The organism is Burkholderia sp. WAC0059 (assembly GCF_002870125.1).
GTDB lineage: Bacteria > Pseudomonadota > Gammaproteobacteria > Burkholderiales > Burkholderiaceae > Paraburkholderia.
Genome location: NZ_PNEO01000011.1, coordinates 59,625 through 74,597, shown reverse-complemented (window position 1 = coordinate 74,597; position 14,973 = coordinate 59,625). Strand labels below are relative to the sequence as shown.

Genomic DNA, 14,973 nt, shown 5'->3' with positions numbered 1-14,973 from the left:
GTCGCATGGCGAACCCCGTTGCCGAACTGACCGGCAATGAACCAGTCGACTCAGATTCCGACTTTCATATCGAGCGCCGGCGGCAGCCCGTACAGCCTGCGATATTCTCGGCTGAACTGCGAACGGCTTTGATAGCCGACGGCGTAGCCGGCGCTGGCGATATCGCTGTGTTCGAGCTGGATGAGGCGACGCGCTTCATGCAGACGCAGTCGCTTCTGGTACTGCACGGGCGTCAACCGGGTGATGGCCTTGAAGTGGTGGTAGAGGGACGATTCGCTCATGCCGGCGTGTCTGGCCAATTCGGCCATGCGAAGCGGTGCGGCGTAGTGTTGGCGAAGCCAGTCGATGGCCTTCGCGATCCGGCTACCGGGACTGTTTGCGTTAGCCAGTTGTATCAACTGCGAGCCGTGCGGGCCGAGCAACAGGCGGTAGATGATCTCCTGCCTGACGAGCGGCGCCATGACCGGAATATCGGCGGGCGCGTCCAGCAACCTCAGGAGCCGCAGCGTTGCATCCAGCAGGTCCTGGCTTGCACGGGCGACCGCAATGCTACCGGCGTGCTTCGGCACGGCGACCGGATGCGAAGGCCTTCGCAGCCGATCCAGCACATCGTGCAGATCTTCACGGAATATCTCCAGACCGAGGCCGAGCTGCGGCGTTTCCCTGGTGGCGCGAACGATCCTGGACGTAACCGGAACGTCGAACGAGACGAGCAGATAATCGCCGACGCCGTAGTGTCGGACCTCGCTTCCCAGCCCCATGCTCTTCTTTCCCTGCACGACCATTCCGAACATCGGACCCTGGGCGAGGTGGACTGCCGGCGAAGGCGACGTCCGCCGCGAAAGAAACAGTCCGCCGATGGCCGTAGGCATGTCGCCATCCTGCCTAGCATGGCGCGCAATGCTCATTGCGATCCGGCGCAACGTCGTGGCGGTCATCGTTACCGTTGAGGAGTGTCGGGCGCTTTCATGGTAACCCGGTTCGAACCGCCGGCCGACCGGATTTGCAGGATCGGGCACCTATCTCGTGGGATCGCGGTAACGCCGATACGGCTTCCCATGTCATCGTAGTCGTCCCGATTCCATCAACCCGTTGCCAGACTGGCAAGGCCGCGATCCGGCCGGAGGGCCGATCGGGTTCGTTGCGTGCCGGAGTGGCGGCGCACACTCAGACAGGTGAAGTATGACGGCAAAAACATGGCTCATTACCGGCAGTTCGAGCGGCCTTGGTCGGGCGATCGCCGAGACCGTTCTGTCGAACGGCGACAATCTCGTTGCGACCGCGCGCGACACGGGCAAGCTTGCGGACCTGCAGGCGGCGCACCGCGACAGGGTGATGGTTGCCGGGCTGGACGTCACCGACGCGTCCGCTGCGAAGCGGGCAGTACAGGAAGCCGTGAACCGCTACGGTTCGCTTGACGTGCTGGTGAACAACGCGGGCTTCAGTCTGACCGCCGCGTTCGAGCAGACTTCGGCGGCGCAATTCGACTCGCAGATCGCGACCAATTTCTTCGGCGTCGTCAACCTGATGCGCGCGGCCATTCCCGTGATGCGGGGCCAGCGCGCCGGCTGCATCATCAACGTTTCGTCGGCGGCGGGCCGGATGGGGATGCCGAGCCAGGCCGCGTACTGTGCCGCCAAATTCGCCGTCGGCGGACTGACGGAAGCGGTTGCCCAGGAGGTGGCCGGTTTGGGCGTGAAGGTCGTCGCGGTGGAGCCGGGCAGCATGCGCAGCAACTTTGGCAGCGTCACCTTGAGCGAAGCGCCGGAGCCCGATACCGACTACGACAGCAGCGCGGGCGCTTTTCTCCGTACGCTACGCGCCATCAACGGCAAGGAAGTCGGCGACATCCACAAGGTAGCGAAAGCGATCTTCGAACTGTCCCGCAGGCAGGAACTGCCGACGCACCTCATTCTCGGTAGTGACGCTTTTACGCTCATTCGCCACGTGGACAGCCAGCGTGAGGCGTTGGCCGCACAGTGGGAATCGGTAAGCCGGTCGGTCGACGCGGACGATGCCGATCTTTCCTGGCTGGCCGGCCAATAACGGTATCCGGCGGCGGCCGGTATCGGGCGGTTCGTCAACGCCCGCTTTTTTGCCGGCATGCCCGCTCTCCCGCAACGACACGTCGTTATTCTCCTATGATGGATGGCCGAAGCTACGCCATTGGCGGTCTTCGCGTCCGACTGAACAACTGATAGCGAGAAGCGCATGAGAGCAATTCGTATCGAGCAATACGGTGGTCCGGAAGTCCTTCAGCGCGTCGAAGTGGCGATTCCCGTGCCGGCTGCGGACGAGGTTCTGGTGCGCATAGCCTATGCGGGGATCAACTTCATGGACGTCCATACGCGCCAGGGTAAGTACAGGAATTCCCGCACCTATCCCGTGCGGATTCCGTGCACGCTGGGCATGGAGGGTGCGGGAGAGGTCGTCGAGGTCGGCGCGCAGGTGACTTCGTGCAAACCGGGCGACCGGGTCGCCTGGTGCATCGCATGGGGCGCCTATGCGGAATACGCCGTCGTGCCGGCAGCCCGGCTGGCCAGGCTCCCGTCCGCCATTCCCTATGACGTGGCGGCAGCGACGATCTTCCAGGGTTCGACCGCGCATTATCTGCTCGAGGACGTCGCCCGCATCGGCGAGGGCGATACGTGTCTCGTGCACGCGGCGTCGGGCGGAATCGGGCAACTGCTGGTCCAGCTCGCCAAACGTCGCGGGGCCACGGTGTTCGCGACGACCAGTAGCGACGCAAAGGCCGCGGTGGCCAGGGCGCACGGGGCCGATCACGTCATGCTCTACGAAGACGGCCGATTCGCGGACCGCATACGCGACGCAACGGCGGGGCGGGGCGTCGACGTGGTCTTCGACGCTGTCGGGCGTACCACGTTGCGCGACAGCTTCCGCGCGACGAAAGTCAGGGGGCTGGTCGTGAACTACGGCTCCGTGTCGGGTTCGCTGAACGACCTCGACCCCTACGAGCTCGGCGAAGCCGGCTCGCTGTTTCTTACGCGTCCGAGACTCGCGGATCACCTCGCCGATGCGCAGACCGTCCAGCGCCGCGCGGACGATATCTTTGCCGCCGTGGCGGAGGGGGCGCTCACCGTCGATATCAGCGATCGCTATACGCTCGACAACGTCGAGGCCGCGCATGCGGCGCTCGAAGAGCGCCGGCAGTTGGGTAAAGCGGTCATGCAGATCGGCTGACGCGGACAGGACAATGCCGGTGCCTCCGGCAGGTACGCCTCCAAAGCGGCAGCGGCTCTCGCTGCCGGCGAATCAGGAGCCGCCATGCTGTGCGTCCGGCAAGCTGGGTGGGCAGCTTGCCGGACGCGATGAAGGAGCGGCGGAACGGTGCCGGTACAAAACCGGAGTGATGCGGATGCTCGCCTTCAGACGGCGGGCTATGCCGCCGACTGATCCCAGATGCCCATGATGCGCGTGACCGCCGCATCGAGCACGACATGACGGACGCCGCGGCGTGCGAGCGGCGTCAGCCCCAACAGGAAACCGTCGAACACCGTGGCCAGCTCGCGCGTGTCGGTATCGGCGCGCAACTCGCCCGAGTCAATTCCGCGCTTCACGCAGGCCGCGATTCCCGCCCGCGCGCGCGCCTGCGATTCGAGAAGCGGCTGAAGCACGGCCACCGTTTCGGGCGCGCATGCACTTACCGTCCCGAGCGCGGCCATGCACCCCTTCGGATGGCCGCGTTCGCACTGCATTTTCGCCGAACGGCGCAATGCGGTTTCGATCGCATCGCGTGGCGCGAGGCCGGCATCCCACAGACAGTCGACCACCTTGCCGTGGGTGGCGAGATAACGCTCCGCGGCCTCACGGAACAGCGCCTCCTTCGAGCCGAACGCCGCATAGAAGCTGGGGGCGGTAATGCCCCCGCCGATATTGGCCTTGAGCTGGTTCAGCGACGTGGCATCGTAGCCGTACTCCCAGAACAGGTGCATGGCCTTCGTCACCGCCGCGTCGCGGTCGAACGTGCGGGGACGCCCCATCTGTGCCATTCCGATCTCCCTTTCCCTTCGATGCAATAGATACTAGTCGGTACATAAGTTGTTGACAAGGTTCGGGGCGGCGCCTACATTTGTACCGAATAGTACTTATATTGAAGCGGACTCGTTATTGTCGGGTCTGCGACACAGCGGTTCTACGTGCGTTCTCCATGTAATTCCCGGCATGGCGGGATGCTTTTCGCCAATTTCTGTACTGATCGATATATTTATATCCGATGAACCGCCCCGATATGCACGAGCCCCCGGCCAAAGACAGGCTGCCGGTCGCGGCATTGCTGGCCCTCGCGATGACCGGGTTCGTCTGCATCATGACGGAGACCCTGCCGGCCGGCTTGCTGCCGCAACTGGGCGCGGGTCTGTCCGTCTCGCCTTCGCTGGCGGGGCAGACCGTCACGGTCTATGCATTGGGTTCGCTGCTGGCTGCCATTCCGTTGACCCTCGCCACCCGTACATGGCGGCGGCGCCATGTCCTGCTGCTGACCATCGCGGGTTTCCTCGTGTTCAATTCGGCCACGGCCTGGTCGTCGAGCTATGTCCTGACGCTGGCCGCCCGGTTTCTCGCGGGCGCATCGGCAGGCCTCGCGTGGAGCCTGCTCGCCGGTTATGCGAGGCGTATGGTTGCCGCGCCGCTTCAGGGACGCGCGCTGGCCGTCGCGATGGTGGGCACGCCTATCGCGCTGTCGCTCGGCACACCGCTGGGCACGTGGCTGGGCATCCTGCTCGGATGGCGTCTTTCCTTTGCGGCGATGTCGCTGCTGACGCTGGTCCTGATCGGTTGGGTACTGGCGAAAGTGCCGGACTATCCCGGCCAGTCCGGCATGCAGCCCGTCCCGCTGCGCAGCGTGTTGACCACGCCGGGCGTACGGCCCGTGCTGGTCGTCGTCGTCACGTGGATGCTCGCGCACAACCTCCTTTACACCTACATCGCCCCTTTCGTCGCGATGGCGGGACTCGGCCAGTCCGTCGACGCGGTGCTGCTCGTGTTCGGCGTGGCGGCCCTGTCGGGCATCTGGGTGACGGGCCGGATCGTCGACCGTCATCCGCGCGCCGCGGTACTCGCCAGCCTCGCCGCTTTTGCGCTCGTCTCGCTGACTTTCGGGCTGGCCGGCCGCTCGCCGGCAGTCGTCTATGCCGGCGTGGGCGTCTGGGGGCTGACCTTCGGCGGTGCCGCCACGCTGCTGCAGACGGCGCTGGCCGATGCGGCCGGCGAGGGCGCAGACGTCGCGCTGTCGATGAACGTGGTCACCTGGAACGGCGCTATCGCGGGCGGTGGTCTGCTCGGCGGCGTTCTGCTCGATCACCTCGGTGCGGGGGCGTTTCCGTGGGCCATGCTGGTATGGCTAACCGCCGGGTTCGCGGTCGCCTTTCGCGCCCATCCGTACGGCTTTCCGCGCGGACACAGGGCAGCCGCCATTCAGGTTCCCGGCTATCCGCTGGAAACGGCGGTAGATGTCGAACATTAACCCCCGCTGGCGTTCGCGCACCGACGGCTTGGACGCCAGCCCATCATGAGGAATCAACCATGCCGGAATCCACGCAAAAGTCCGTGTTCGTGCTCGGCGGCAGCCGGGGCATCGGTGCCGCCGTCGTCCGACGCTTCGCAGAGGATGGCGATCGCGTCGCGTTCACCTGGCTCGGCTCGCACGAGGCGGCAGCCGATCTCGCGGCGCAGACGGGCAGCACCGCGGTGCGGTTGGACAGTGCCGATCGCGTCGCCGTCGCCACGGGTATCCGGGAGCACGGCCCCATCGACGTATTGGTAGTCAACTCGGGCGTGCTCGGTGCGGGCGACCCGCTGAGCGTCGCGCCGGACGCGATAGACCGCCTGTTTCTCATCAACATCCATGCGCCGTATCATGCCGCGGTCGAGGCCGCGCGCACCATGCGCGATGGTAGCCGCATCATCTTCATCGGCTCGGTCAACGCCGACCGCATGCCGATGACGGGGCTGGCCGCCTACGGTGCCAGCAAGGCCGCGCTGCAGGGCATGGTCAGGGGGCTGGCGCGCGATTTCGGCGGCCGCGGCATTACCGTCAACGTCGTGCAGCCGGGCCCGACGGATACCGACATGAATCCCGCTGACGGACCGCTCAACGAGACGATGCACAGCTTCATGGCGATCAAGCGACACGCACGCGCCGATGAGGTGGCCGCGATGGTTGCCTGGCTCGGCCGCAGTCCCGAAGCCGGCATGGTGACAGGCACTGCGCTGAGTATCGACGGAGGGTTTTCGGCCTGAGCCGAACGGTTGGGATCGGGGCCGGCCCGAAATTTTAGCAGGCTGATGGTCTACGCGATGCAGAGATGGGCGCCATCCAATGGCATGCGCCGCCGCCGTTTGCGGCCGGTGCTTACGACGATCTTCTGCCATTCAGGCTGCCGCGGCGCGACTATGAGCGCTGGATGCGGCCGTAACAAGATCGCCGTCCATTAGTCGCTGTGCCGCCCCGAGTCGCTATGGAGGAGAGCGGAGAGGGCAGCAGCGAATGCATCTCCCGCATCCGCCCGCCCCCGAGCCTCACTCCCGCACCGTCTCGACCGTCCGCGCCGAGGCCTTCCCCAGCGTCTCCGGCAGCATCACGAAGCAGAACAGCACGAGCAGCCCGGAGATCACCAGATACGCGCCGATCGCGGTGATGCCGAAGTACATGAACAGCACGGTCGTGATCGCCGGCGTCAGTCCGCCGGCGACCGTGCCGAGCTGATATCCGAGCGACACGGCCGTGTAGCGCACGGGCGCATCGAAGAGTTCCGGAAAATACGCGCTCGGCAGCGAATTGCCGATACCGGCCGAGATGCCGAGCATCAGGACCACCGCGAGCGTGACCCAGACCACCGCTCCGGTGTGGATCATCGGAATGAATGCCGCGCCGAACAGCGCGGCCGTGATGCCCGCGAACCGTCCGACCGGGCGTCGGCCGATGCGGTCCGAAAGCGCGCCGCTCAGCGGCATCACGACGATCGACAGCAGCGACGACAGGCTGATCGCGGAAAGATAGATGGCCGGCGCGATATGGCGCGCGTGCGTCGCGTAGTGCAGCGCGAACACGGCCACGACGTTGTACTGCATCGTCTCGCCCGCCCGCGCGCCGCAGACCAGCAACACGCGTTTCATGTCGTTGCGCAGCACCTCCAGAATCGGCAGCTTGTGCACCTTCTTCGTTCGCTCGACGCGCTTGAAGTCGGGCGTTTCGTCGACCCGCGTGCGAATCCACAGGCCGATCACCACGAGCACGAGGCTCAGGAGGAACGGCACGCGCCAGCCCCAGTCCATGAACTCGGCGCGCGGCAGCGCGCTGAACACGCCGAACACGGCCGTGCCGAGCATCGAACCGGCCGCGAGGCCGATCAGCGCCGAGCTGGAAAACAGCCCGCGCCGGTTCGGCGGGCAGTTCTCCGTGACGAGCAGCGCCGCGCCGCCGTATTCGCCGCCGAGCGCCAGCCCCTGCACGATGCGCAGCGCCGCGAGCAGCAGCGGCGCAGCCACGCCGATCGTCGCGTAGGTCGGCAGCAGGCCCATCAGGATCGTTGCGCTGCCCATCATCAGGAACGTAACGATCAGCACGGGCTTGCGGCCGATCCGGTCGCCGAAGTGACCGAACACGACGCCGCCGAGCGGCCGCACGACATAGCCGACCGCATAGGTCAGCAGAGACAGCAACAGCCCGACGAGCGGGCTGAAGTTCGCAAAGAAAATGCGATTGAACACCAGTGCGGACGACGCGCTGAACACCGAAAAGTCGTACCACTCGATCGTGCTGCCGGCGAAGCTTGCGAATACGACGTGCAGCAGCGAACGCATCTCGGCGGAGCGTCGGTTAGACATGAACATCCCGAAAAGACCAGAAAGCATAGAGCTAGAACTTCTTTTCAATGCCCGTCGTGACGACGAGCTGAGACTGCCCGGTGGACGCCGTGACGCTGGTGATCGTCGCGACGGCCGGTGCCCCCGTCGAATCCACGCCGCCCGCGCGCTGATAAATGGCTGCCAGGTAGAGATCGGTCATCTTCGACAGATAGTACCGGCCGCCGGCGTTGATCTGCATGTAATGCGCGTTCTCGCCGTCGACGCCGTCGAGCTTCGTGTAGTTGTACGCGAGCCCCAGCATCAGCGCGGGCGTCATGTAGTACTCGAGGTTCAGTTCCGCCGTGTTGAACGTCGCTTCGCCGCGATACGACTTCTCGCGCGCGGAAAGTCCGGCAACCGAGGTCGCGCCGAGGTCGGCGAACTGCACGCTACTGACCATCGCGTTGACGATCAACGGACCGAACGTGTAGGAGCCGCCGCCCGCGAGAATCTGCTCCGAACCCGCCGACGCATAGCCGCCGTACGCGACGCTGTCGCTCGTCAGGTTGTTGCCGGTCGCGCTCGCCTTCGCCGTGTTGCCGAAGAACGAGTAGTTCGGATTTTTCGCGAGCAGGTAGCTTACCGCGAGTTTCACCGGACCGTTCGCGTAGTTCGCGCCCGCCTGCCAGATCTGGTTCTCCGACGTTTCGCCCGCGACGCCGCCGAACGTGTACGCGCCGCCGATCGTCAGTCCGTTCCAGGTCGGGGTTTGATACTTGATCGAATTGTTCGTGCGGTTCAGCGCGACGAGGTTGTCGATGTCGCCGACGTGCGCGCCGTAGCCGGTGCCGGCGGCGGCCCACGTGGAGCCCGACGAGAACTTCGCGACGTAGTCGTTGCTGAGCGCGGTCAGCCGGCCCATCGTCAACTGGCCGTAGTTCGAGCCCGCGAGGCCGACGTACGCCTGCCGGCCGAACATCGTGCCGCCCTGGCTCGTCGTGCCGTTCACCATGCTGAAGCCGCTCTCGACGTCGAAAATCGCCGCGAGCCCGTTGCCGAGATCTTCGCGGCCACGCAACCCCCAGCGGTCGCCCGCGCCGTTGCCGCTCGTCAGCGCGTATTGCTTCTGGCCGCCGCTGTTCGAGTTGTAGGTGAAGCCGGCGTCGACGATGCCGTACAGCGTGACGCTGCTCTGTGCGTGCGCCGCCGTACTCGCGATGCCCCCGAGCACGGATAGCCCAAGAATAAGCTTCCTGTTCAAGTAGTACTCCTGCCGATGGTTCGAATTGGGACACCCGGAAGACGGAGCCGACCAGTCATCACGCGAGAGGCGCGCATTGCGCCGGCACGTCATGCTTTTTTTCCCGGTACGCCGGATTTCTCTTGACGGTGCCATGACTGCGGTTCCGCTAGCACCACACGGCGACAATAACTCGTCATATTTGAAAATCGAAATTCATTTATTGCGGCCAGTTATTCGAAATCCGCGCACCGTTGCGTGCCGACGGCATGCGACGCAATGGTGCGCGAGAGGTCGTGCGCATCGGGCGCCAATGCCCGACGGCAAGGAAGCCGAAGCATGTGTCATGCGGCCGAACGCGGGTAACGACGACGCGAGAACCACGCGACGCCCGATAGCGGTGCAGCGGGAGGAAAGGGTCGGCGAAGGAGCGCACCCGGAACGGGCGGCGCAAAGAGGCGGGAAATCGACCGCCGATATCGACGGTCGTTATGCGAGCGCTGATGCGACGGGCGTTGCGCACGCCGACCGCGCGCAGGCGGCCAGAAAAAACCGTGTCGACGCAGCAAACGATCCGCGTGCGCCGACACGGTGTCGGCTGGCGATTACCAGCCCATCGCGTATGCGGTGCGACGCGGATCGGCGCCGGCGACGCGCGGCCCGAGCGGCGTATCGCAGCAGATCGCGCACAGCGCGCCGGCGCTCGCGATGAAGTCGGGCCAGCGGGTCACCTGATGGCCCTTCGTGGCCAGCTCCGCAAGCGTGGCCTCCGGAATCCGTCCTTCCGCGCACATCTGTCCCGGCGTGTAATTGTGCGGATGCTGCGTGGCCGGGAAGTTGTACGTCGCGACGCGCGGCTGCTCGATCGCCGACTGCGGATCCATGCCGAAATCGACGACGTTGACGACGAGCTGCGTCATCGCCTGCGGCTGCACGTCGAGGCCCGGCGTGCCGAACGTCATCGCGAGCTTGCCGTCCTTGAGCATCAGCGCGGGGTTCGGCGTTAGGCGCGGGCGCTTGCCCGGCACGAGCGACGACGGATGATTCGGATCGAGCCAGCTCTGGAAGCCGCGCGGCGAGAGCACCACGCCGACGTCGGGCACGACGGGCGTGTAGCGTACGCCGTCGCTCGGCGTCGCGGAGAAGCCGTTGCCCTCGGCGTCGACGACGCACAGATAGCTCGTGTCCGAGCCGAGCGGTCCGGGCTGCGCGGACGGCGAGCGGTAGCCGTCGGGGGCCGGCCGGTCCTCGAACGCCCACGGGTTGCCGGGCTGAGGCATCTCGTTCCAGGCGCGGTCGAGCGAGATGCGCTCGACCCACTGCTGCGCATAGCGCTTGTCGAGCAGGCCGCGAATCGGCACGTCGACGAATTCGGGGTCGCCGTAGAACGCGTGGCGGTCCGCGAACGAGGCTTTCAGCGCTTCGAGGATCACGTGCAGCGACTTCGGCGAGTTGTGGCCGAACGAAGCGAGGTCGTAGTTCTCGAGGATGTTCAGCGTCTGCGCGAGCACGGGCCCCTGGCACCACGGGCCGCAGGTGTAGACCTCGTAGCCGCGGTAATCGGTTTTCACGGGCTTCTCGATGCCGACCTTGAAATTCGCCAGGTCGTCGTAGTCGAGGAAGCCGCCGTTCTCCTGCGAGAAGCGCGCCATCTTCTCGGCGAGCTCGCCCTTGTAGAACACGTCGCGCGCGGCCATGATCGCGGCCTCGCGGCCCTGGAACTGCGCGGCGCGCTCGGCTTCGATCAGCGTGCGGAACGTCTTCGCGAGCGTCGGCTGGCGCACGACGTCGCCGGGCTGGAACGGCGTGCCGTCGGGACGCAGATAGTCCGACGACGACGGCCATTGCTTCAGGTTGTCGTAGATGCCCTCGAGCATGTGCGTCATCAGGCGGCTCGCCGGGAAGCCGTCGGTCGCGATTTCGAGCGCCGGTTCGAGCACCTCGGCGAGCGTCAGCGTGCCGTAGCGCGCGAGCGCGGTGAGCCAGGCGTCGCATGCGGACGGTGTGATCGCGTTCTGCACGCCGAGCGGAATCTTGCCGCCGAGCTCGTCGCGGAAATATTCGAGGCTGGCCTTTTGCGGCCAGCGGCCGAGCCCGGAGATCGTCACGACCTCCTGCGTCTTCGCGAGATAGATGATGATCGGCGCGACGCCGCCGAGATTCGTCAGGTCGGGTTGCGTGACGTTGATGCAGATGCCGGCGGCCACGCCGGCATCGATCGCGTTGCCGCCCTTGCGCAGAATCCGCATCCCGGCCTCGGAGGCAAGATAATGGCCCGTCGCGACCGAATACTTCGACGACGCGATCATCGGGCGGAAAGTCGGCGTGATGAAGGTGGACATGATGGCTCGCTGGCTCGTGAGGGTTGATTGCGGGGACGACCGCCGGCGCGCGCGGCGCGGCCGGCGTCCCGCCCGATTAGACGGCTGCCGTGACGATGATCTCGACGCGCAGTTCCGGCGACGCGAGCTTCGCTTCGCAGGTCGCGCGCGCCGGGGCCAAGCCGAGCGGCATCCACGCTTCCCACGCGCGGTTCATCGCGGCGAAGTCGCGTTCCATGTCGGCCACCCAGATCTGCGTAGACAGGATGCGCGTCTTGTCGGTTCCGATGTCGGCGAGCAGCGTATCGATTTTCGCGAAGATGTCCTTCGCCTGGGCTTCGGCGTCGCCGCTGCGGTCCGTGGCGGTGAGGCCCGCGAGGTACGCGGTGTGGTTGTGCACGACGATGCGCGAGAGGCGTGCGGCGGTCTGGTAACGGGTAATGTCGCTCATACAAAATCCTTGTGGACGTAAAAATTTAAACGAACGCAGACAGGCCGCGCGTCGCGCGGCCTGTCTGCCGGGAAACCACTCGCCGCGCCGCTCAATGCCCGTTCGGCGGCGCGGCGAGGTCCGGTTCGGCCGCGCTCGCCAGCTCGCCGAGCGTGATCGGCTTGAGCGGCGGCCGGATTCGGTAATAGCCGACCTGCGCCGGCGAAACCTTCAGTTCGGCCGCCATCAGCTCGGTGACGGTCAGCCCGCACTGGCGACCCTGGCACGGGCCCATGCCGCAGCGGCTGAACACCTTCGCCTGATTCGGCCCCGGCGCGCCGAGCTGCACGCAGCGGCGGATTTCGCCGGCCGTCACTTCCTCGCAGCGGCAGACGACGACATCGTCGGCCGGAATCCGGTGCTCGTCCTTCGGGCGGTACAGTGCGTCGAGGAACGGGCGGATCCGCAGCGTCTCGCGCAGCGCGCGTTGCGGGGCCGCGGCGAGCGCATCGCGTTGCGCGGCGTCGATGCGCCCGATTCCGCAGAGCGCGCCGAGCGCCGCGAGGCGGCCCTGCTCGGCCGCGGCCAGCGCGCCGCCGATGCCGCGCGCGTCGCCGGCGACGAACACGCCGGGCGCATCGAGCTCGCCCCAGGCGTCGGTCTGCGGCGCCCAGCAAAGCTGGGCCTTGTCCCAGCGATGCGAGGCGCGCAGCGACCAGGTGAACTGCGTGTGCGGGACGACGCCCTGGTGCAGCAGGATCAGCGACGCGTCGATGCGCTGGCGCTTGCCCTGCGCGTCGAACGTCAGCGCGCGCGCGGCGGTGTCGCCCTCGATCGCGAGCGCGCGCGCGCCGGTATGGAACGGTACGCCGGCGCGCCGCAGCGCGCGCAGATACTTGACGCCCTTCGCCAGCGCGCGCCAGCCGGCGAGCGCGCTGCCGAGCTCGCCGAACGCGCGCCGGTAATCGTCGGAGCCGCTCGTGTCGACGACGGCGCGAATCTTCACGCCGGCCCGCAGATATTGCCAGCCGAGCAGGTAGAGGAGCGGACCGCTGCCCGCGAGCACGACGGGCACGGCCGGCACCGTATCGGCGCTCTTGAGCAGGATCTGCGCTGCACCGGCGCCGAGTACGCCGGGCAGCGTCCAGCCCGGCACCGGAAACGGCCTCTCGAGCGCGCCGGTGCAGAGAATCAGGCGCTTGGCCTGCAGCGTCTTCGCGACGCCGTTCTGCAGGTAATGGACCGTCCGTTCGCGCGTGACCTGCCAGACGGCGGCCTCGCCCTCGTGACGCGCGTTCGACGCGACGAACGCGCGGACCAGCCCGGCACCGGCCGCGTAGTCGGGCCCGAGCGTCTCGATGCGCCGCGCCGTCGCCTTCGTGATCGCGCGGTAGATCTGGCCGCCCGGGCTCGCCTGCTCGTCGAGCAGCACGACGCTCGCGCCCTGTTGCGCGGCCAGCGTCGCGGCGGCGAGCCCCGCGGGGCCCGCGCCGACGACCGCGACGTCGACAGTTTCAACCGGCATGGCGCGCGCTCCCTTGCGTCGCCGCATCCCCGGCGTCGAGCTCTCGAGCGCCGTTTTGCGTGCGCACTTCCATGCCGTCGCGCACGCTCGTCAGGCAGCCCTGCCGGTTCGGCACGCCGTCGATCTCGACGAGGCATTCGAAACACACGCCCATCATGCAGTACGGCGCGCGCGGCGCGCCGCTCACGGCGCTCGTGCGGGTGCTGCGCGCGCCGTTCGCCAGCAGCGCGGCCGATACCGACATGCCGGCCGGCACCGTGAGCGGCTTGCCGTCGAAACGGATCGTGACGCCCGGCGCGGATGCCGCGGTCGACGACGAGTCCAGGATACGGAACAGGCTTTCCATAGGATCAGTGGGCGGATTGAGGGACCGGGCTGCCCGCGCGGAAGCGCTCGCCCGTGAAAGGTTCGATGCCGGCGGGCGGCTCCGCGCCCGCGATCCACGGCGCGAGCCGCAGTGCGTGGGCGGCCGCGAGCGTCACGCCGCTGTGGCAGGTCGCGACGAACGCGCCCGGATGCTGCGGCGATTCCTGGTAGATCGGAAAGCCGTCCGCGCTCATCACGCGCAGCGCGCCCCAGACGCGCACGAGCTTCATCTGGGCCAGCACCGGGAACGAGCGGATGCCGCGCTGCGCGATGGTCGCGAGCACGTCCGTCTTCACGCCGTCGTCGAAGCCGACGTCCTCGTGCGAGTCGCCGATCTGGATCGTGCCTTCGTCGGTCTGCCGGATGTAGGTCGTCGGATAGTCGAGGAAATGGCCGACGCGCTCGCCGATCATCACCTCGCCCCGGTTCGGCCCGACCGGCACGTTCAGGCCCAGCGGCTCGGCGAGCGCGCGGTTCGCGAGGCCGGCGGCGAACACGACGCGTTCGGCGCGGAACGTGTCCGTCGTCGTGCGCACGATGAAGCCGTTGCCCGTCGGCTCCACGCGCTCGACCTGCTGGCCCGTCGCGAGCGTCACGCCGCGCAGCCGGCAGGCCGTGTGCAACGCGCGCAACAGTTTGAGCGGGTTCACGTGGCCGTCCATCGCCGTGTAGCTGGCGCCGACGACCTCCGGGCCGAGCGCCGGCAGCTTCGCCTTCACGTCGGCGTGGTCGAGCATCTCGAACGGGTAGTCGCCGTCGAGTTCGTCGCGCAGCGTCTGCAGTATCGCGGCGCGGCGCGTCATCTCCTCGTCGGAGAAGCACAGATGGAAGCCGCCCGGCTGGCGCAACTGGACGTCGATGCCGGTTTCCTCGAGCAGTTCGCGCGCGAGAAGCGGCCAGCGCGTGGCGGAACTGCGTGTCCACGTGGCGTACGGGGACAGCCCGGCGCCCTTGCTCTGCACCCAGACGAGGCCGAAATTGCCGCGCGCGGCGCGAAACGCCTGGTCGGCACCGTCGAGCAGCGTTACCTGCCGGCCGCTGCGGTTCAGCCCCCACGCGATGGCGCTGCCGACGAGGCCGCCACCGATCACGATTACATCCGCGGGATTCATGCGCGTCTGACCTTCCTGCTCTTCAAGGCGATTGCCGTGGGATGGAACGATCGGGCGGCCCGGCGGGCGACCCGAGTCGATAGAAAAAAGCAATGGTAAGCCGGGGTCCGGACACCCTCAAAACTCGTTTTTCGTCGTCGATTATTCAGAAGCGCGGTTTTTTTTAGCGGTTT

General features: G+C 66.9%; 13 protein-coding genes. 4 read left to right on the top strand and 9 right to left on the bottom strand.

Annotated elements, in window-relative coordinates; genetic code table 11:
• Window positions 1-50: 50 nt before the first annotated feature.
• Window positions 51-872 carry an AraC family transcriptional regulator gene (locus CY652_RS13005; protein ID WP_219723732.1) on the bottom strand — a complete coding sequence of 274 codons (822 nt, stop codon included), beginning with the start codon at window positions 870-872 and terminating at the stop codon, window positions 51-53.
• A 310-nt stretch (window positions 873-1,182) separates the two neighbouring features.
• Between CY652_RS13005 and CY652_RS13000 the strand changes: the two genes are divergently transcribed.
• Together CY652_RS13000 and CY652_RS12995 are read left to right on the top strand one after the other, a co-directional pair.
• Window positions 1,183-2,046, top strand: a complete 864-nt coding sequence (locus CY652_RS13000) for an SDR family NAD(P)-dependent oxidoreductase (protein ID WP_102131127.1) — start codon at window positions 1,183-1,185, stop codon at window positions 2,044-2,046.
• A 165-nt stretch (window positions 2,047-2,211) separates the two neighbouring features.
• On the top strand, window positions 2,212-3,201 hold the full coding sequence (locus CY652_RS12995; protein WP_102131126.1) for a quinone oxidoreductase family protein: 990 nt from the start codon (window positions 2,212-2,214) through the stop codon (window positions 3,199-3,201).
• A gap of 197 nt (window positions 3,202-3,398) precedes the next feature.
• Here CY652_RS12995 and CY652_RS12990 read toward each other — a convergent pair whose 3' ends face one another.
• Window positions 3,399-4,010, bottom strand: a complete 612-nt coding sequence (locus CY652_RS12990; RefSeq protein ID WP_102131125.1) for a TetR/AcrR family transcriptional regulator — start codon at window positions 4,008-4,010, stop codon at window positions 3,399-3,401.
• A 224-nt stretch (window positions 4,011-4,234) separates the two neighbouring features.
• On the opposite strand from CY652_RS12990, the gene CY652_RS12985 reads away from it, so the two are divergent.
• Window positions 4,235-5,482, top strand: coding sequence for an MFS transporter (locus CY652_RS12985; RefSeq protein ID WP_258002299.1), 1,248 nt, complete (start codon window positions 4,235-4,237; stop codon window positions 5,480-5,482).
• Window positions 5,483-5,541: 59 nt separating this feature from the next.
• Window positions 5,542-6,258 (top strand): SDR family oxidoreductase, encoded by a 717-nt coding sequence (bdcA, locus tag CY652_RS12980; protein ID WP_102131124.1) that lies wholly within the window; start codon window positions 5,542-5,544, stop codon window positions 6,256-6,258.
• A gap of 279 nt (window positions 6,259-6,537) precedes the next feature.
• On the opposite strand, the gene CY652_RS12975 is transcribed toward bdcA, so the two are convergent.
• The 7 genes from CY652_RS12975 to CY652_RS12945 form a co-directional block, all read right to left on the bottom strand.
• Window positions 6,538-7,845: an MFS transporter gene (locus CY652_RS12975; RefSeq protein ID WP_180970568.1), complete on the bottom strand. Its 1,308-nt coding sequence runs from the start codon at window positions 7,843-7,845 to the stop codon at window positions 6,538-6,540.
• Window positions 7,846-7,876: 31 nt separating this feature from the next.
• Window positions 7,877-9,067 carry a porin gene (locus CY652_RS12970; protein ID WP_258002298.1) on the bottom strand — a complete coding sequence of 397 codons (1,191 nt, stop codon included), beginning with the start codon at window positions 9,065-9,067 and terminating at the stop codon, window positions 7,877-7,879.
• A gap of 584 nt (window positions 9,068-9,651) precedes the next feature.
• Window positions 9,652-11,388, bottom strand: coding sequence for a gamma-glutamyltransferase family protein (locus CY652_RS12965; protein WP_219723731.1), 1,737 nt, complete (start codon window positions 11,386-11,388; stop codon window positions 9,652-9,654).
• Window positions 11,389-11,464: 76 nt separating this feature from the next.
• On the bottom strand, window positions 11,465-11,818 hold the full coding sequence (locus CY652_RS12960) for a RidA family protein (RefSeq protein ID WP_102131121.1): 354 nt from the start codon (window positions 11,816-11,818) through the stop codon (window positions 11,465-11,467).
• A 91-nt stretch (window positions 11,819-11,909) separates the two neighbouring features.
• The gene (locus tag CY652_RS12955) at window positions 11,910-13,322 is read right to left on the bottom strand and encodes an FAD/NAD(P)-dependent oxidoreductase (RefSeq protein WP_102131227.1); all 1,413 of its coding nucleotides are present in this window, start codon (window positions 13,320-13,322) and stop codon (window positions 11,910-11,912) included.
• Window positions 13,312-13,668 (bottom strand): (2Fe-2S)-binding protein, encoded by a 357-nt coding sequence (locus CY652_RS12950; protein WP_102131120.1) that lies wholly within the window; start codon window positions 13,666-13,668, stop codon window positions 13,312-13,314. Before CY652_RS12950 ends, CY652_RS12955 begins: the two co-directional genes overlap by 11 nt.
• A 4-nt stretch (window positions 13,669-13,672) precedes the next feature.
• Window positions 13,673-14,800: an NAD(P)/FAD-dependent oxidoreductase gene (locus CY652_RS12945; RefSeq protein WP_102131119.1), complete on the bottom strand. Its 1,128-nt coding sequence runs from the start codon at window positions 14,798-14,800 to the stop codon at window positions 13,673-13,675.
• Window positions 14,801-14,973 lie beyond the last annotated feature (173 nt).